A 16,543-nucleotide genomic window follows, 5' to 3' on the forward strand; every position below is an offset into this window, starting at 1 on the left:
TTCCTAGCCTACGCAAAAGAAACATAACGATATCGAAACTATAATAAATAGATCGATAAATCAGCATCTAATCTACTTTCATCATCGGCAAAAAGCTGATGTGTCGCAAGCATCTTGAGAACTTCTGTGTGAACTTGTTCCTCAGAAAAATTGTGAAGAGCATCTGTGATTTGCCGGATTGTCGCAACTTTGTGCTGCTGGACAAACAGGTCAATTGCAGATTCTACCGGAGTATCAGAATCCAGAAAGCGATAGGGCAGGAGCTCACGAGCACGTTCAAGTTCTGATGTTCGGATTTCTTTTTCGGTGAAGACGCTAAAGGACCAGCCTTTGAACTCGGTCCATTGTTTTGCGTGCTTGAATTTTTGCAAAAGGGTTGGCTGATTTTTACCATCAAGGTCGGAAGTGTATTTGATTTCCACCAGCATGGTGTGCAGGCCAGATTCCGGCCGCTCCAACTCATGACGATAACGCGTGATTAGAAAGTCGGGCGTGTAGGTTCGTTCTTTGCCCAGGTCATCCAGATATCTGATGGTGACCGGCTGAGCTTCGATTGAAAAAACACCCCTTCTTCCGGTCATCAAGATAGCAAAATCGCGTTCCAGTGACGATTCGAAGGGTATTTGTGGTTGGTCAGGGGCTACTTTTAGTAAACCCGTTATTGATCGGTCGGTTGGCCGAATTTCACGTGCGCCGCGTGTTTCAGCGGAGATGTCATCAAGGATTTCAAAAAGACTCTCAGCAAGGCTGTAATTTTTGCCGAGTCTCATATTTTGTGTTTCAGTCTCATATTTAGTGAGCCAATCCACCCATAAGCCTTTGTTTTTACTCATACCTGTAAGTCTCATATTTTATGTTTCTTTACAGGGGGACACAGGGTGCGCCCGGGCGAGATTTCGCTGGCGCATAATGGTGTGCTGTTTTTGGATGAATTACCGGAATTTCAGCGCAATGTCCTTGATGCGTTACGCCAGCCACTTGAAACCGGGCAGGTATCTGTGGCACGCGCCAATGCCCATGTGACTTACCCCGCGCGCGTCCAACTGGTCGCGGCGATGAACCCTTGCCGGTGCGGATACTTGGGCGACAATGACCTTGCCTGTACGCGGGCACCGCGTTGTGGCGAGGACTATCAGGCCCGAATATCAGGGCCCCTGCTGGATCGGTTTGACATTCAGATCGACGTTCCGGCCGTCCGTCCTGAAGAGCTTGACCTTCCCTCAGGTGGCGAGATGACGCAAACCGTGCGGGACCGGGTTCTGGCCGCGCGTGCCATTCAGTCATTACGATATAAAAATGATCATATTTCAACTAATGCCGAGGCAGATGGTGAAGTGCTGCAGACTGCTGTGGCACTTGATACTGATGGCCGCGGTCTTTTGCAGGATGCCGCGCGTCAGATGAGGCTGTCGGCACGCGGGTATCATCGTGTTTTGCGCGTTGCGCGCACAATTGCCGACTTGGCAGGCATGGATGGCGTCAAGCGTAGCCATGTTGCCGAAGCTCTTGGCTATCGGCATATGGTGTATCGGCGATAATCAGGACATGCGTGAAATACGATAAACCGACGATGGTGGCACATTGCGAACAATGGTGCCAATTCGTACGGATTTAAGACCCATCCGTTCCAGAATGGCGGAGGGTACCGGGCAGCGCGGGCCATAGGTAAACTGATAAAATGCCCCATCGGATCCGAGATAACGGAATGCACCGTTCAATACTCCCATCACCTGACGCGGGCGCATTGACAGCAAAGGAAGTCCGCTGATGGCGGCACCAAGGCCGTGAGCAGGATACAAATCACTACGGGCAAGCCGGGTGGCATCTGTGTGAAAAACACGGGCGCGCGGATAGCGATCTGCCAACAGGCGCGCGAATTCCGCCCCGGCTTCAATCAGGGTCAGATCACCTTCATCAAGACCGCGCGCAATCAGAGCCCGGGTAAAAACACCGGTTCCCGGTCCAAGCTCCAATACCGATCCGGTCGTGGGGGAAATTTCAGACGTAATCATTTCTGCCAGAGCCGGGCTGGAAGGCGATATGGCCGAAACGCGTCTGGGGTCGGCTACCCAGGCCCGGAAGAACGGCAAAAGATCTGACATGGCGGTTCCCTGTACTGACCACGAATGACGATATTTTCCCCGACTGGTGCACTATATGGGGATGGGAAGATGTGCAGTGCAACGTGTTGTCACGAAATATCGATCCTCATCATGTCGTTACAGGTGCGGGTTTGTGTTCTTTTTGTGTGGTTCAGTGGATGTTCTTGCGCAGCTCGTCGATCAGCTGTGCCTTGTCGGGGTCGGCATGGAAACTTGACGGAATGATCATCATGCCTTTCGTGCCATCACGGGCCTCTATCATGTAAAGGGTGGCGTCATCCCCCGGATCGGTGCCGGCATCGACACTGTTGCTATGAACGATTTTTAGATCGGCAGCAGCATAAACCGGACCGCTGCCGTCGCAGCGTACGCCGCCTGCCTCGTAGACAAAATGATGTGAAAAGCCATGACGGATGGCATTTTCCTGAAGTTCGGCCAAAGTCATTGTCGTCTCTCCTGCTGGTTACGGGATACCTGTTCCTGAAACGCGGAAGCGATGCGACTGTTCCGATTCTATCGGGACTGACTGCGCAGATGATCGATCAGTTCCGCCTTGTCGTGCTCGGTGTAAAAGCTGCTGGGCACGATCAGGGTGCCACGTGTACCGTCGCGGGCTTCAATCATATAAAGCGTGGCGTCATCCCCAGGATCGGTGCCGCTATCGACGGATCGACTATCGATAATGGTCAGATCATTGGCGGAATAGCTGACTTCCTTGCCATCGCAGGTGACATGATTTCCGGTCGCACTGAAATGATGGGTGAAGCCCTTTAGTGTGGCAATTTCCTGCAGTTCGGAGAGGTTCATAGCTTAAGCTCCGTTTGCTGGTGTTTCCGGGATCTCGATCATCGCACTATAAGGCTGGGAAATATTGCCATCACTATGGCAGAAAACCTCAGATTTCCTTTTTCATACCTTCGTGGCTGGCAACAAAACCAAGCCGTTCGTAGAAGCGATGGGCATCCTTGCGGGTTTTGTCGGTGGTGAACTGCACAAGCGATGCGCCAAGTAATTTCGAAATCGAAATGGATTCGATGATCAATTTTTCGCCTACTTTCTGACCCCGGCATTTCGACGATACCCGTACACCTTCGATCTGGGCGCGCAGACGGCCTTTGCGCGAAAGTCCGGCAATGAGGGTCAGTTGCAGGCAACCGACAACGTCGTTACCGCGACACGCCAGCAGATATTTGTTGGGAAGTGCTTCGCTGCTTTGGCTTTGCATGGCATCGAACGCAGCATAATAGACATCGGGTAGCGGATCGCGCAGTTCTTCGCGGGTTTTACCCTTTTCGTCATCGGCGAGAAGGGTAACGATGGCAGACAAATCTTCGCGGGTGGCATAGCGGAAGGTAGTATTGGTCATAAAGGCATCCTTGCTTGGGGCTGGGCGCCATCATGGGGCAAAATCGGATGCTTGCCAATTTGCATGCCGGTGTTTTTGCGAGTTCCTCGTCCCTGTTTTGGCAATAGGGTTTTCGTGATACGGCAAAGGTGCCGTCCTTATTCAGGACGACACCCATGTTAAATTTCCTTGACGCGCGGGATCGGTGGAAAGGCGGCAAGGCAATCAATTTGGCATTTGGATCAGGCAAGCCCGCCATTGGCGCGTAGCGTCTGTCCGTTGACCCAACCGGAATCCGGTCCGGCCAGAAAGGAAACGACGCCAGAGATGTCTTCGGGCTGACCAAGACGTTCAATCGGCGGCATTTTCGAAAACTGCGCGATTTGTTCATCTGTCTTGCCGTTCAGAAACAGTTCGGTTGCAACCGGGCCGGGGGCAACGGCATTTACCGTAATGTTACGACCACGCAGTTCCTTGGCATAAACACCTGTCATCGCTTCAACCGCTGCCTTGGTTGCGTTGTAAACAGCATAACCCGGCAATTTCAGATGCAGGGCGGTGGTCGAAATATTGATGACACGTCCGTCGTTACGCAGGCGCTTGGCCCCCTCGCGCAGCATGTTGAAGGTGCCGCGTACATTGGTATCCATCATCGCGTCATAGACCGCATCACTCATTTCTGAGATTGGCTGTGTTGTCATGATACCGGCATTATTGACAATGACGTCAACCCCGCCAAAACGGGTTTCGGCATGATCAAACATCTGTTTGACGGTATCTGCATTGGTGATGTCGGCCTTGATTGCCATCGCCTGATGGCCGCCTGCCGTCAGTTCGTCAACGAGGGCGTCCGCGCTGGTAGCGCTGTTGGCATAGTTGATAACAACCGCAAAGCCATCCTGTGCCAGACGTTTGGCGAGGGCGACACCAATGCCGCGTGCGGCACCGGTGATGATGGCGGTTCTGGTTTCATTCGCGTTTGTCATGTCGGGTTCTCCTGTTTGGTGATGAACCAATTTTGATAGGCGGAGTATGAACCGGATGACATTTGGGATAATTACGCCATAATCGACAATACTGTTCGATTATCTACAACAATTGGAAATACGATGGACCGGTTCGAGGAGATGCGGAACTTCGTTCGCATTGTCGAGCGCAGCAGCTTTACCAAGGCAGCGACGGATCTTCAGATCCCGCGTGCCACCATGACCAATACCATTCAGCGCCTTGAAGAACGGTTGGGCACGCGGCTTCTGAACCGGACCACCCGACAGGTTCGGCCAACCCTGGATGGTGAAGCCTATTACAAGCGCTGTATCCGGATACTGGGCGAACTGGAGGAAGCCGATGGCCTTTTTCGACCGTGTGCGCCCAAAGGGCTTTTGCGCGTCAATCTTCAGGGGACACTAGCCCGGATGTTTGTCATTCCTGCCCTGCCCGCATTCATGGATGAATATCCCGATATCACGCTTGTGGTGGCGGATGGTGACCGCTATGTCGATCTGGTTCATGAAGGATATGATTGTGTGTTGCGCAGTGGGGAGTTGGTCGATTCATCCATGATCGGTCGTCGTTTGGCAACAATGCCCGAGGTGACGGTTGCAAGCCCGGGTTATCTTGAAAAATATGGCATGCCCGAACGGATCGAGGATTTTGAAGGCCAGGGGCACCGGGTTGTTTCCTTCCTTTCCGGGGCGGATGCCAAGCCGATGCCACTTGATTTCACAATTAACGGTCTTGTGCGGCAGGTGGAGATTCCGGCCAATATTTCCGTGACCGGTGCGGATCTGTATATGGCGGCAGCTATTGCAGGACTTGGAATCATTCAGGTCCCGCATTACCGTGCGGTGGCCGATCTGAAGGCCGGTCGGCTGGTCGAAATCCTGCCGCAATATCCACCGGAACCGATGCCTGTATCGGTGCTTTATCCACAGAACAGGCAACTTTCACCGCGCGTTCGTGTGTTTACCGACTGGTTGGGGCAGCTTTTTGCCAATGGGGTCGAAGGGCTAATGGCAGGCTGATTGAGATTTGCCGTGAATAACACTGGCCTCCAGAATGGCTAGTGATACCATCTCATCCCTTCCCTTCCGTGTTGTCGTTACGGCTTAGTATCCGGTTTTACGATCAACAAGGCCGCGCGGGGTTTCGCCGCGGGTGATGCGATCAATATTTTCGGCGATCTGATCGACCGATTCCTCAATCCGGGTCGCGGCCGCGATATGCGGCGTGATGCGGATTTTTGGATGATCCCAGAACGGATGGCTTTCGGGTAGCGGTTCGGTGACCGCAACATCAAGGAACGCGCCGCGCAGATGACCAGTGTCAAGCAGGCGTAGCAAATCAGCCTCGACAATCATCGCGCCACGTGCGGCATTGATGACAGCGGCATCTTTTGGCAGGTGTGACAGGGTCTTGCCATTCAAAACGCCTTCGGTTTCGGCGGTGCGCGGCAACATGCAAATCAGGATGTCAGACTGTGACAGGAACTCGCTCAGGGTTTCGGACCCGGCATAGGTCGTAATGCCGTCAATCGCCTTCATCGTGCGGCTCCAGCCTGATACGGCAAAGCCTAGCTGCGTCAATGCGCTGGCAACCGCAGCACCAAGTGCCCCCAGCCCCATCACGCCAACCCGGCATTTGGAAATACGGGCAACATCATGCTGGGTCCAGTCGGCCTTGGCTTGCTGGCGGGCGTAAATATCGAAATCACGCATAAAATGCAGGGCAGCATATAGATGATATTGCACCATCTGATCGGCCATACCGGCATCTTCAAGACGAATGACCGGCACATCCGTCGGAAGACTGGGGGCCGAAAGCACATGATCCACGCCCGCGCCAAGCGAGAAGATAGCCTGAAGCCCCGTCAGACTTTTAAGCAGCCCCTGCGGCTGTTTCCACAACAGGGTAAAGTCAATCGTTGCGGGATCGTAATTTTCGTGTTGGGTGACGATATTTGCATCCGGCAGTCTGGAAACCATTGCCTCTTTCCATTTTTCGTCCACGCCCGCTGCGGCAATCAGGATTTTCGGGTTGGCATTGGCGGTGGAGCTGGCGGCAGACATGGGTAATTCTCCTGACGGGCGGATGAAATGGGTCGATGATTTTGGGGTGTCGCGGATATCGGTTGGGACCAGTATCGCTAATATTACCTGATCATATAACGCATTGCAGAGCAAAGCGTTCCGGCACTGTGATCAAAGTCGGTTGGCAGCTCGCCCAAAGGCGGCATGATAAGGTAAATCAGTGCGCAAAAATCATCGCCGGATCGCGGAATGTCTTGAATTCAAGGCCATTGCCAGCCGGATCTTCGACAAAAAAAGTTCCCTGTTCGCCCGGTTCATCTTTAAATCGGATTTTCGGTTCTAGCAGGAATTTGGCCCCGGAAGCTTTCAGGCGATCTGCCAGATCATGCCATTTCTCCCATTCCAGAACTGCGCCGAAATGCGGGATGGGTACCGCGTCACCATCGACATTTCCGGCACCGGCATTTTGCCCTGCTTCGGGGCGAACATGCGCGGAAAGCTGATGACCAAAGAAATCGAAATCAATCCACGCCTCGGTTGAACGGCCTTCGTCACAACCAAGGATGTCGATGTAAAACGCGCGGGTATCGGCAATCGATTTAATCGGAAACGCCAGATGGAACGGGGGTAGCGACATGGGAACCTCATAACGTTAGGGAAAATTTCTGCGATAAATGCTGTGCAACAAATGATCTTTCTTTGGGCCTATTATTTTTATTTTCATTTCGAAATGATTTTTATCATACCAGATCATGCAATGATGATAAAAATCCTCCCCACAGGGGTGAATGTCGCGTGCGCTGTATCCTTCGTCGGCAGTATCCTCATCAAATTGCAGCAGCACATAGCGATTGCCAAAGCTTAATGGATCACGAAACAGCATCTCGATCGCGGGTAGGTCTTCATGCAGGACGAAGTCATATTCGCGATAACCGTCAAAGCGTTTGCCATCGCCGCGTTCAAGAATCCCTTCCTCTCGATAGCGCAGAAAACCTGCCTTTTCCGGTTCTACCATGTGGAAGGTCACATTGCCGCTGAACTTTCCTGTGGGACCAAGGTCGCGCTCAAGCGTCCAGTGACCCGGGAGGTTTTGGAAAATCGTTGCGGTGGATGGGACAGGTTGGATCATGACATTCCAATAAAGCAAAAAGGCAGGGACGCCTTGGTTGCCCTGCCCTGAATTCTGGTTTCGCGGGCGTTAACCTTAGTCTTTTGGCAACATCAGGCCCAGCTTCTTGCCGCCAATGATATGGACATGCAGATGCGGGACGTCCTGACGGCCATGATCGCGGGTATTCGCGATCAGACGGTAACCGTCCTCGACAACGCCTGCCGCGGCGGCAATTTTGCCGATTGCGCGGGTATAGGCGATGATTTCCGCGTCCGATGCGTTGGTCGCAAAGTCGTCATAGCTGGTATAGGTACCCTTTGGGATCACAAGGATATGGGTCGGGGCCTGCGGGGCGATGTCGTGAAATGCAAGGACATGATCGTCCTCAAAAACCTTGTTACACGGGATTTCACCACGAAGAATTTTGGCAAAGATGTTTTGCGGATCATAGGCAGAGACGGCCATGGGGATGCTCCTGGTCTTGACGGGATATGACCCTACTTATCTGTGCGGGATGCCTTTTCGGCAATACCGGAAATACCCTGGCGTTCGGCCAGAATGTTCCACACGTCTTCCGGATTTATTCCCTGATCGGCCCAAAGCACGGTCAGGTGATAAAGCAGATCGGCACTTTCCGATGCGACTTTTTCCGGGGTTTCGGCAAGGGCCGCGATCACGGTTTCAACGCCTTCTTCGCCAACTTTCTGGGCGATTTTTGCCGTGCCTTTGGCAAAAAGTCTGGCGGTATAGCTGGTTTCGGGATCTGCGCCCTTTCGGGCCGAGACCACATTGTAAAGCTGATCAAGGATATGTTGATCGGTCATAATCACCCCTCGCGGACCGGGATACCGGCTGCTTTCATGTGGTCTTTGACCTCGCGGATGCGATAGGTCCCGAAATGGAAGATTGATGCGGCCAGAACCGCAGATGCGTGGCCTTCGGTAACACCTTCGACCATATGGTCCAGTGTTCCGACCCCGCCCGATGCAATCACCGGGACATGTACGGCATCCGCAATTGATCGCGTCAAGGGCAGGTTAAAGCCCGACTTGGTGCCATCCCGATCCATAGAGGTGACCAGAAGTTCCCCGGCACCATATTCGGTCATTTGTTTTGCAAACGAAACAGCATCAATTCCGGTTGGTTTTCGGCCGCCATGGGTAAAGATTTCAAACTTGTCCGGGCCGGTTGATTTGGCGTCAATCGAAACCACAATGCACTGTGACCCGAACTTGCGTGCTGCTTCGCGCACGAAATCGGGGTTATTGACCGCAGCCGTGTTGATCGAAACCTTATCCGCACCGGCCAGAAGCAGCTTGCGAATGTCTTCAAGCGTGCGTACGCCACCGCCGACGGTGACAGGCATAAAGCAGGCTTCTGCCGTGCGAGCGACGACGTCGAAAATTGTATCGCGATTGTCGCTTGATGCGGTGATATCAAGGAAGCAAAGCTCGTCAGCGCCTTCGGCGTCGTAGATGCGCGCCTGTTCTACCGGATCGCCGGCATCTACCAGATCAACGAAATTGACCCCTTTGACGACACGACCGTCCTTAACGTCGAGACAGGGAATGACACGGGTTTTCAACATGGTCGGTTATCCTGTTTGGGTCCGTTCAGGACAATGCCCTGATGGCATCTGCCAGATCAATACGGCCGTCATAAAGCGCACGTCCGGAAATCGCGCCGTCAATCCCGGCATCAGTATGTTTGGCAACCGCTATCAGATCATCCAGGGATGAAACTCCGCCTGATACGATGACCGGGGTCGAAATCGCACTGGCAAGAGCCACTGTGCTTTCAATATTCGGACCGCCCATCGCACCATCGCGGTCAATATCGGTAAAGATGATCGCGGTGACACCGCAATCCTCGAACTTTTGCGCCAGTTCAAGGGCGGTGACTTCGGATGTTTCGGCCCAGCCTTCGACCGCGACATAGCCATTGCGCGCATCAATACCAACCGCAATCCGGCCCGGCCATTTTGCACAGGCTTCCTTGACGAATTCGGGGTTACGCAGGGCCAAAGTGCCAAGGATCACACGGGTAATACCCTTGTTAAGCCAGTAATCAACCGTTTCCATCGTGCGAATACCGCCGCCAAGCTGTGTTTTGGCCTTGTCCGAAACGGCGGCAAGGATGCTGTCGACAGCCGCCCCATTGACCGGTTCTCCGGCAAAGGCACCGTTCAGATCAACGATATGGACCCAATGGCAACCAGCAGCAACAAATTCACCGGCCTGCGCGCCGGGATCGTTGTTGAATACGGTGGCCTTGTCCATATCACCGCGCAGCAGGCGAACGCAGGCACCATCTTTAAGGTCGATTGCCGGATAGAGATTCACTGGTCAGTGTCCTGTATTTTCTTGGTGTAGTAGTAACCTTCGACCATTTTGTCGTCGACCATCGCATAATAAGGATTGATACCCCAGCGGACATAACCCAGCCCATTATAAAGTGCGATGGCAGCAGTCTGGGTTTCACGAAGATCAAGTTTCAAAACAGAGTAACCGCGTTCGCGCGCATAAAATTCGATGCTGCGCACGATGGCCTTTCCATTGCCGCGCCCGCGCGCCCACGGTGCCACGAAATGGCCGGTGATCTGGGCCGAATGGCGCTGTGCTTCAAGGTTGGAAGGTGTTTCAAGAAGCTGTGCGGCCCCGGAAATCACACCGTCAACGCGTGATACAAACAGATGACGTCCCGGCATCAGCAAAACGCCGCGCCAGTATTTTTCCATATCCGGACGATCCGGCGGTGTTAACCAGCCAAACCCACCGCCTTCGATGATTGCCTGGGTACAGGCATCAACGATGTCGGAAAGGTCGCCCGCACTAAGTTCCGTAACGCGTTCGGCGGTAACACCGGGTTCGATCGTATTGCTGGGTGCGGTCATGGTTTCCATCCCAGGAAGTTACCAATGATGGTAAGTCCCGTTTTCTGGCTTTTTTCCGGGTGGAATTGCGTGCCGATCATGTTGTCACGCCCGATCATTGCGGTCAGCGCCCCGCCATATTCGACCGATGCCAGACGCTCGTCCGGGTTTTGCACATGCATGTGATAGCTGTGTACAAAATAGGCGTGATCACCATCCGAAACACCCGATAGTACGGCATGTTTCCTGCCCGACGGATCAAGCACCAGCTCGTTCCAGCCCATATGCGGTATTTTAAGCGACGGGTCGGCGGGTTCAATCGCAACCACTTCGCCCTTGATCCAGTCAAGACCCCGGGTATCGGCAAATTCACGCCCGACGGATGACATCAACTGCATGCCGACACAAATGCCAAAGAATGGCTTGCCGCCCTTGATGACCTGTTCGTTCAGAACTTCGACCATACCGGTAACGGCATCAAGTCCGGCCCGGCAATCAGCATAGGCACCAACACCGGGCAGGACGATATGGCTGGCATTGCGGACCTTTTCCGGATCATCGGTGACAATGATATCGGTGGAAATGCCGTTTTCGCGGGCCGCGCGTTCAAACGCCTTAGCAGCAGAACGCAGGTTGCCTGAGCCGTAATCAATAATCGCAACACTCATGGGTATTAGGTGCTCCCGGATAAGGGGGTGGGTGCAGCAATTTGCGGGTTATTGTAAGACGCCTGACCGCTACGCAGACGATCAAAGAAGCGATGTTCGGCGGCGTTTTCGTTGGGGCCAGCGACAATTTCGACAAGCTTCCAGCCACGGGCCGTAAGCTTCTTGCGGCGCAAGTCATTGGCAATCAGGCCAAAACCGATGCCGGTCGCAAGGGCGAGGGCAAAATCCATTTCCGGTCCGCCGTCAAACACATAGATCAGCAGATTGCAAATCAGCGATACGCCAAGCAGGCCAAAAAAAGCGGCCCACAAACGGTGATAAAGCGCCCATATACCGCTAAAAATAAAGGCCCAGAAATTGAAACCTTCGCGGATCAGGATCGCATTTTCCATCGGATCGGCATCGCCGGGATGGGTATGAACTGTGTAAACCTTCATCGAAAACCGACTTCCTGTTCCGGGTGATGCGTCACCCGGTCATTCGGATCAGATCAGGGGCATCTGGCGGGTTAAAGCGACCCGCCGAGAACACCCTTGGTCGAGGGAATGGCATCGGATTTGCGCGGATCGATTTCGATCGCACTGCGCAGGGACCGCGCCAGCGCCTTAAAGGCACTTTCGACGATATGATGGTTGTTATCGCCATACAGGTTTTCGACATGCAGCGTCAGACCTGCGGCCTGGGCAAAGCCCTGGAACCATTCGCGGAACAGTTCGGTGTCCATATCGCCAAGTTTGTCGCGGGTAAATTCGACATTCCAGATCAGATAGGGGCGGTTTGAACAATCCAGCGCGACACGTGTCAGTGCCTCGTCCATCGGAAGCAGGCAGCTGCCGTAACGATTGATGCCCTTTTTGTCGCCCAGTGCCTGAGAGAAGGCCTGACCAATGGCGATACCGGTATCTTCGGTGGTGTGATGGAAATCGATATGCAGGTCGCCCTTGGCCCGGACTTTAAGGTCCATCAGGCTATGGCGTGAAAGCTGTTCGAGCATGTGATCAAGGAAGCCAACCCCGGTCTCGACATCATAGATGCCGGTTCCGTCAAGATTAAGCTCGACCGTGATCTGTGTTTCGTTGGTATTGCGCTCTACGCGGGCCTTGCGCATGCAAAGCTCCTTTCCTGCAGGTATCGATGCATCTGTTGGGTCGTATTTAGCAATAACAGCAGCGAAAAGCCAGTTTAACCGGCTACGCATTGGCCGCAAATATGTCCGGAGCCTGCAGTTGGCCGGGTCGGGTTGCTTAGCGGGAGGTTTATTTGGTTTCGATATGGGAAACGCCACCCCAGTCGCTAGGTGGCGGTGACTTTATGAATTGTCGGCAACGTTTGATATAGATCGAAACAAGTTTGTCCACGCTCGCGTGCGTTTTCAGGGCATTAAAGGCTTCCAGAGACTCTTGCCAGTTGCGGTTTCGATAAAGCGTCATGCATGCGTTCCACTTGGAGACCTCGTCATATTGTTCTTTGGTGGCAGAGAGGTCACTATTTGCTTCGTCCTTTTCGCCCAACAGCTCAAAAATATCGACTGGAAGGGTTGTGCCAACCGGGGAAACGCGGTCCACAAAACGAAACAGGAAGTTTTCCTGTGCTTTTCGGGCGATGGTGCCGCTGGCGAGAATGCGGGTGCCATAAATTTTGTTCAGCCCCTCTATCCGGGAGGCAAGATTAACCGCTGCACCCAATGCGGTATATTGAATGCGACTTTTCGACCCAACATTGCCAACCACGACCTGATCGCAATGCAGACCGAACCGTGTACGTAGGGGAAACAGTTCCGACTGGCTGGAAATCGAATTCAATTGCCGTCCGGCATGTCGGCAGGCCAATGCAGCCCGGCAGGCATGAACGGCATGATCCGGGTCCGTTGTCGGGGCGTTCCAGAAAGCCATGATCGCATCGCCAATATATTTGTCGATCGTGCCGTTGCCATTGGCGGTGATTTCCTTTTCCATGGCCGCAAAGTAGTTTGACAGTTCAAGCATCAATGCCGTTGGCGCATAGCTTTCGGTCTTGCCGGTAAAGCCCTCAATATCGGTAAACATGATCGACAATTCGCGCGATGTACCTCCGATTTCGACGGGGTGGCCAGAGGCAACAATCGACTTCACCAGATCAACAGGTACGTAAGAGCCAAAGTTCTTCAGACTTACTTTCATATTCGATACCGCATTGGCCAGCGCACTGACTTCGTAAATATGGGACGACATCTGAAAGTCGCCTTCAAGATCGAAATGGCCGACTTTCTCGGCCTCCAACGCTACGGCATTAAGCTGGCGGCTTAGCATGCGCGATATGATAACGATCAGAATAACGGTAACAACGATGATGATTGCCGCAATCTGCAAAACGTTTCGGGTGGTTTCCTTGATGGCACCGACAAATTCATCTTCGGGTACGATGAAGCCAAGTGTTGGGGAAATACCAAATAATTCGGGAATGGGCGCTGCGGATGCCAGGTATCTACGCCCATCTTTGGTTCCTGTGAAATCGAAGAAAGTCTCGCGACTTTTTATCCATTGCGTAATCGCCGTTTCGACAATGGAATCATCAATTTTACGATTGCCGGCTTCGGTAAATTTCAGATCGGTGGCATCGTCACGTGTCCCGCTATAGGCGATGACACCATCCTCCCTATCAAGCAGAAAGACGCGGCCTTCGTTGCCTATCCGGATGTCGTTCAGGATGTTTGTGATCTTGTCCATTGTCAGGTCCGCGCCGACAACACCCAAGAGTTTTCCGTCGGTATCTGTCACCCGTTTGGCAAAGGTAACCCCAGGTTTTCCGGTGCTATTAAAAATGTAGAAGCTACTTACGAAAATCTCGTCTTGCTTACGTGCACCTTCGTACCAAGGGCGGGTTCTGGGATCATATTCAACGTTGATCTTTTCGCGCCCTGTAACCGTTCCCCAAGATGACTGATACAGGAACGTTTCGATCATATCATTGGTCGGTCCGTCGATTGTGCGATAGATGATTTTGGTATTTGCGGGTAACGGGCTCTTGTTCGGACCAAATTCCGCAACGCCGACAGGGACTTGTACGACCTGATAAAATTGCCCTTGATCCTCAAGGCCAAAGAACAAGCCGTAAATATAGGAATAGGGTTTGATCTGGCTTGCCATGACAGCCCCGCTACGCGGTTCGGTTATGGCTTCTGGGAAGGTTTTGATAAAATCAACGGTTGTTTCAACCACTTGCCCGACCGGGACGATCACATTTATCAGGTTTTCAACCGTATTTTCCCGCGCGGAGGTCATCTCGGATCGCGCTGTTTCCAATGCAAGCTGGTGATTACTTTGGTAAAGAATGGCAACAGTGATCCCGATCATGAATACCGCGATTGCTGTGAACGCGGTGGTCACACCTATTTGCAGTCTGATCTTCACCTGTTCACCCCATCGTCAATTCCCGGGATCAGATATTTCTTTTCCGGGTTGAAGATTGGTATGTGGTATTGCGCATTAGGATGAAAACCCATCCATTAGAACAGGCTAAAGGTGCCAAAAGGTCAGACAAAGTCAAACTTGTCGACGTCAAACAGGCCTTTGTCGGTCATTTTCAGATGCGGGATTACCGGCAAGGCCAGGAAGGCGACTTGAAGGAACGGTTCGGGCAAAACACAGCCAAGATCCTTGGCCGCAGCGCGCAGTGTGATCAGGTCGTTTTCGACGACCTCAAACGGTTCCCTGCTCATTAGTCCGGCGACCGGTAACGCCAGTTCGGCCGTGATCCTGCCGCCATCTGCAACGGCAAAGCCGCCACCCAATTCGATCAGGCGATTGACGGCGGTGGCCATATCCGCGTCATTGGCACCGACCACGGTGATATTGTGGCTGTCATGGCCGACCGAAGATGCAATTGCCCCGCGTTTCAGACCAAAACCACGGACGAAACTGCGCCCGATATTTCCGTTCTTGCCATGGCGTTCGACGACGGCCACCTTGATCACATCGTTTTCAAGATCGGGCGTCAGGCCGTTTTCACCAATTTCGAGGGTGGCTTCATCTCGGAAGGTCAGGATCAGACCGGGTTTGACCTTGATCACCGGGGTCTGATTCTGACCCGGTTTGGGCTTAGTTATGAAGGCCTCGACGTTGACCGGTTTGGCCTTCATTGATGTTAAACCAATTGGCGCAACGGTTTCGCGGGCGTCAAACAGACCGTTGGTGACCAGTCGTCCACCGGCAATCACGTCGCTGACCGCACAGGTTTCCAGATCATCAAGGATCGCGATATCGGCCCGCCAACCGGGCCCGATCAGGCCGCGGTCACGTAGCCCGAAAATACGGGCCGCCGAATGCGATGCCGCGCGATAGACATGATGGATTGGGCAATTACGTGCCTTTAAATGACCGATTAATCTTTCAATAAGGCTATCAAGATGACCTTCTTCGCCGATATCAAGCGGATTGCGGTCGTCCGTACACAGTGCAACGAAGCTTGAAGTGTTTTCATCAAGGATTTCGGCCAGTGCCTCAAGATCCTTGGAAACCGATCCTTCGCGGATCAGGATCGCCATGCCTTTGGCAAGCTTTTCGCGCGCTTCGGCGGCGGATGTTGCCTCGTGATCGGTGCGAATGCCCGCGGCCATATAGCCGTTCAGTGCAGTGCCCAGAACCAGTGGTGCGTGCCCATCAATATGCCCATCCTGAAAGGCTTCAAGTTTTGCCATGATGCCGGGATCAAGGTTCAGCACACCGGGATAATTCATCATTTCTGCCAGCCCTACAACCTTGGGATGGTTTCGGAAAGGCAGAAGATCATTGATTTCAAGCTGCGCACCCGATGTTTCAAAACCGGTAGCAGGAACGCAGGAAGACAGATTGACGCGGATATCCATCACGGACCGTTCGGCGCAATCCAGAAAGTATCTGATTCCGTCTGCGCCCAGAACATTGGCAATTTCATGGGGATCACACAGGACCGTGGTCACACCATGCGGTAAGACGCAGCGATCAAATTCAAGCGGTGTGACGAGCGAGCTTTCGATATGCAGATGCGTGTCGATGAAGCCCGGAACGGCGAATTTGCCGGTACAGTCAATTTCGCGATCACCTTCGTATTTGGCGTGGGTGCCGACAATCCGGTCGCCGACAATGGCAATGTCGGTTTCAGTTACTTTGCCGGTGATGACATCAAGCAATCTGACATTGCGCAGGACCAGATCGGCCTTGATCCTGCCCTGACCGGCCATAATGCATTTGCCAAGATGGGTGTGGGCAAGGTCGGGATTGCTCATGACTATCGTCCTTCATTCTTTGAAATTCTTTTATCGACCAAGGGTAAAGCATGTGGCGGCGATACGCCCTGAATTTTTTAACCTCTTTCGCTTTGAAACAGTGTTTGTGAATCGGCAATTGTGGTTCGCGGGGCTTGGCCCTTGACCGGGCGGTTGTGCGTGCTAACTCTTGAT

At 53.1% G+C, this 16,543-nt stretch carries 20 protein-coding genes and 1 pseudogene; 2 read left to right on the forward strand and 19 right to left on the reverse strand.

From position 1 onward, the window contains the following. Nucleotides 1-38 precede the first annotated feature (38 nt). Nucleotides 39-833, reverse strand: coding sequence for a TnsA endonuclease N-terminal domain-containing protein (locus J7395_RS05555; RefSeq protein ID WP_168173392.1), 795 nt, complete (start codon nucleotides 831-833; stop codon nucleotides 39-41). Between the two features lie 33 nt (nucleotides 834-866). On the opposite strand from J7395_RS05555, the pseudogene J7395_RS05560 reads away from it, so the two are divergent. Further along, a pseudogene (locus J7395_RS05560) lies at nucleotides 867-1,538 on the forward strand (ATP-binding protein); the annotation flags it as partial. On the opposite strand, the gene J7395_RS05565 reads toward J7395_RS05560, so the two are convergent. The 5 genes from J7395_RS05565 to J7395_RS05585 all read right to left on the reverse strand — a co-directional run bounded on the left by J7395_RS05565 (nucleotide 1,539) and on the right by J7395_RS05585 (nucleotide 4,433). Further along, the gene (locus tag J7395_RS05565) at nucleotides 1,539-2,102 is read right to left on the reverse strand and encodes an SAM-dependent methyltransferase (RefSeq protein ID WP_209220775.1); all 564 of its coding nucleotides are present in this window, start codon (nucleotides 2,100-2,102) and stop codon (nucleotides 1,539-1,541) included. It abuts the pseudogene before it with no gap. Between the two features lie 151 nt (nucleotides 2,103-2,253). After that, entirely contained in the window at nucleotides 2,254-2,547 is a 294-nt protein-coding gene (locus J7395_RS05570) for a phosphoribosylpyrophosphate synthetase (protein ID WP_209220777.1), read from the reverse strand. A 68-nt stretch (nucleotides 2,548-2,615) separates the two neighbouring features. Further along, nucleotides 2,616-2,909, reverse strand: a complete 294-nt coding sequence (locus tag J7395_RS05575) for a hypothetical protein (protein WP_062949982.1) — start codon at nucleotides 2,907-2,909, stop codon at nucleotides 2,616-2,618. Nucleotides 2,910-2,997: 88 nt separating this feature from the next. Further along, on the reverse strand, nucleotides 2,998-3,468 hold the full coding sequence (locus tag J7395_RS05580; RefSeq protein ID WP_209220779.1) for a GNAT family N-acetyltransferase: 471 nt from the start codon (nucleotides 3,466-3,468) through the stop codon (nucleotides 2,998-3,000). 221 nt (nucleotides 3,469-3,689) lie between these two features. Continuing rightward, nucleotides 3,690-4,433: an SDR family oxidoreductase gene (locus J7395_RS05585; RefSeq protein ID WP_209220780.1), complete on the reverse strand. Its 744-nt coding sequence runs from the start codon at nucleotides 4,431-4,433 to the stop codon at nucleotides 3,690-3,692. Nucleotides 4,434-4,556: 123 nt separating this feature from the next. Between J7395_RS05585 and J7395_RS05590 the strand changes: the two genes are divergently transcribed. Next, nucleotides 4,557-5,471 (forward strand): LysR family transcriptional regulator, encoded by a 915-nt coding sequence (locus J7395_RS05590; RefSeq protein ID WP_209220781.1) that lies wholly within the window; start codon nucleotides 4,557-4,559, stop codon nucleotides 5,469-5,471. Between the two features lie 84 nt (nucleotides 5,472-5,555). Here the strand turns inward: J7395_RS05590 and J7395_RS05595 are convergent, their stop codons facing one another. The 13 genes from J7395_RS05595 to ade all read right to left on the reverse strand — a co-directional run bounded on the left by J7395_RS05595 (nucleotide 5,556) and on the right by ade (nucleotide 16,369). Next, nucleotides 5,556-6,515 (reverse strand): glyoxylate/hydroxypyruvate reductase A, encoded by a 960-nt coding sequence (locus J7395_RS05595; protein ID WP_062960292.1) that lies wholly within the window; start codon nucleotides 6,513-6,515, stop codon nucleotides 5,556-5,558. A 178-nt stretch (nucleotides 6,516-6,693) separates the two neighbouring features. Further along, entirely contained in the window at nucleotides 6,694-7,113 is a 420-nt protein-coding gene (locus tag J7395_RS05600) for a VOC family protein (protein ID WP_062949976.1), read from the reverse strand. A gap of 15 nt (nucleotides 7,114-7,128) precedes the next feature. Continuing rightward, a complete protein-coding gene (locus tag J7395_RS05605; RefSeq protein ID WP_247741966.1) occupies nucleotides 7,129-7,623 on the reverse strand; it encodes a DUF6314 family protein in 495 nt (164 codons plus the stop codon). A 57-nt stretch (nucleotides 7,624-7,680) separates the two neighbouring features. Further along, nucleotides 7,681-8,052, reverse strand: a complete 372-nt coding sequence (locus J7395_RS05610; protein WP_062949974.1) for an HIT domain-containing protein — start codon at nucleotides 8,050-8,052, stop codon at nucleotides 7,681-7,683. A 32-nt stretch (nucleotides 8,053-8,084) separates the two neighbouring features. Next, nucleotides 8,085-8,411 carry a phosphoribosyl-ATP diphosphatase gene (locus J7395_RS05615; RefSeq protein WP_209220783.1) on the reverse strand — a complete coding sequence of 109 codons (327 nt, stop codon included), beginning with the start codon at nucleotides 8,409-8,411 and terminating at the stop codon, nucleotides 8,085-8,087. 2 nt (nucleotides 8,412-8,413) lie between these two features. Further along, complete coding sequence (gene hisF / locus J7395_RS05620) at nucleotides 8,414-9,175, reverse strand: imidazole glycerol phosphate synthase subunit HisF (RefSeq protein WP_209220785.1); 762 nt, start codon at nucleotides 9,173-9,175, stop codon at nucleotides 8,414-8,416. A 25-nt stretch (nucleotides 9,176-9,200) separates the two neighbouring features. After that, on the reverse strand, nucleotides 9,201-9,929 hold the full coding sequence (gene hisA, locus J7395_RS05625) for a 1-(5-phosphoribosyl)-5-[(5-phosphoribosylamino)methylideneamino]imidazole-4-carboxamide isomerase (protein WP_209220786.1): 729 nt from the start codon (nucleotides 9,927-9,929) through the stop codon (nucleotides 9,201-9,203). Continuing rightward, complete coding sequence (locus J7395_RS05630) at nucleotides 9,926-10,480, reverse strand: GNAT family N-acetyltransferase (RefSeq protein ID WP_247741967.1); 555 nt, start codon at nucleotides 10,478-10,480, stop codon at nucleotides 9,926-9,928. The genes hisA and J7395_RS05630 overlap by 4 nt, the downstream gene beginning before the upstream one ends. After that, a complete protein-coding gene (gene hisH / locus J7395_RS05635; RefSeq protein ID WP_209220788.1) occupies nucleotides 10,477-11,127 on the reverse strand; it encodes an imidazole glycerol phosphate synthase subunit HisH in 651 nt (216 codons plus the stop codon). Before hisH ends, J7395_RS05630 begins: the two co-directional genes overlap by 4 nt. A gap of 5 nt (nucleotides 11,128-11,132) precedes the next feature. After that, a complete protein-coding gene (locus J7395_RS05640; RefSeq protein WP_209220789.1) occupies nucleotides 11,133-11,564 on the reverse strand; it encodes a DUF2628 domain-containing protein in 432 nt (143 codons plus the stop codon). 71 nt (nucleotides 11,565-11,635) lie between these two features. Then, nucleotides 11,636-12,235 (reverse strand): imidazoleglycerol-phosphate dehydratase HisB, encoded by a 600-nt coding sequence (gene hisB, locus J7395_RS05645; protein ID WP_062960284.1) that lies wholly within the window; start codon nucleotides 12,233-12,235, stop codon nucleotides 11,636-11,638. A 148-nt stretch (nucleotides 12,236-12,383) separates the two neighbouring features. Beyond that, nucleotides 12,384-14,516, reverse strand: coding sequence for an adenylate/guanylate cyclase domain-containing protein (locus J7395_RS05650; RefSeq protein ID WP_209220790.1), 2,133 nt, complete (start codon nucleotides 14,514-14,516; stop codon nucleotides 12,384-12,386). Between the two features lie 122 nt (nucleotides 14,517-14,638). Beyond that, complete coding sequence (ade, locus tag J7395_RS05655; RefSeq protein WP_209220791.1) at nucleotides 14,639-16,369, reverse strand: adenine deaminase; 1,731 nt, start codon at nucleotides 16,367-16,369, stop codon at nucleotides 14,639-14,641. Nucleotides 16,370-16,543 lie beyond the last annotated feature (174 nt).

The organism is Thalassospira sp. A3_1, from assembly GCF_017744215.1.
Taxonomy (GTDB): domain Bacteria; phylum Pseudomonadota; class Alphaproteobacteria; order Rhodospirillales; family Thalassospiraceae; genus Thalassospira; species Thalassospira lucentensis_A.

What these genes read in the sequence shown, in the direction of transcription:
- J7395_RS05555 (WP_168173392.1), bottom strand. Translation starts at nt 833, where the DNA reads ATGAGTAAAAACAAAGGCTTATGGGTGGATTGGCTCACTAAATATGAG.
- J7395_RS05565 (WP_209220775.1), bottom strand. Translation starts at nt 2,102, where the DNA reads ATGTCAGATCTTTTGCCGTTCTTCCGGGCCTGGGTAGCCGACCCCAGA.
- J7395_RS05570 (WP_209220777.1), bottom strand. Translation starts at nt 2,547, where the DNA reads ATGACTTTGGCCGAACTTCAGGAAAATGCCATCCGTCATGGCTTTTCA.
- J7395_RS05575 (WP_062949982.1), bottom strand. Translation starts at nt 2,909, where the DNA reads ATGAACCTCTCCGAACTGCAGGAAATTGCCACACTAAAGGGCTTCACC.
- J7395_RS05580 (WP_209220779.1), bottom strand. Translation starts at nt 3,468, where the DNA reads ATGACCAATACTACCTTCCGCTATGCCACCCGCGAAGATTTGTCTGCC.
- J7395_RS05585 (WP_209220780.1), bottom strand. Translation starts at nt 4,433, where the DNA reads ATGACAAACGCGAATGAAACCAGAACCGCCATCATCACCGGTGCCGCA.
- J7395_RS05590 (WP_209220781.1), top strand. Translation starts at nt 4,557, where the DNA reads ATGGACCGGTTCGAGGAGATGCGGAACTTCGTTCGCATTGTCGAGCGC.
- J7395_RS05595 (WP_062960292.1), bottom strand. Translation starts at nt 6,515, where the DNA reads ATGTCTGCCGCCAGCTCCACCGCCAATGCCAACCCGAAAATCCTGATT.
- J7395_RS05600 (WP_062949976.1), bottom strand. Translation starts at nt 7,113, where the DNA reads ATGTCGCTACCCCCGTTCCATCTGGCGTTTCCGATTAAATCGATTGCC.
- J7395_RS05610 (WP_062949974.1), bottom strand. Translation starts at nt 8,052, where the DNA reads ATGGCCGTCTCTGCCTATGATCCGCAAAACATCTTTGCCAAAATTCTT.
- J7395_RS05615 (WP_209220783.1), bottom strand. Translation starts at nt 8,411, where the DNA reads ATGACCGATCAACATATCCTTGATCAGCTTTACAATGTGGTCTCGGCC.
- hisF (WP_209220785.1), bottom strand. Translation starts at nt 9,175, where the DNA reads ATGTTGAAAACCCGTGTCATTCCCTGTCTCGACGTTAAGGACGGTCGT.
- J7395_RS05630 (WP_247741967.1), bottom strand. Translation starts at nt 10,480, where the DNA reads ATGACCGCACCCAGCAATACGATCGAACCCGGTGTTACCGCCGAACGC.
- hisH (WP_209220788.1), bottom strand. Translation starts at nt 11,127, where the DNA reads ATGAGTGTTGCGATTATTGATTACGGCTCAGGCAACCTGCGTTCTGCT.
- J7395_RS05640 (WP_209220789.1), bottom strand. Translation starts at nt 11,564, where the DNA reads ATGAAGGTTTACACAGTTCATACCCATCCCGGCGATGCCGATCCGATG.
- hisB (WP_062960284.1), bottom strand. Translation starts at nt 12,235, where the DNA reads ATGCGCAAGGCCCGCGTAGAGCGCAATACCAACGAAACACAGATCACG.
- ade (WP_209220791.1), bottom strand. Translation starts at nt 16,369, where the DNA reads ATGAGCAATCCCGACCTTGCCCACACCCATCTTGGCAAATGCATTATG.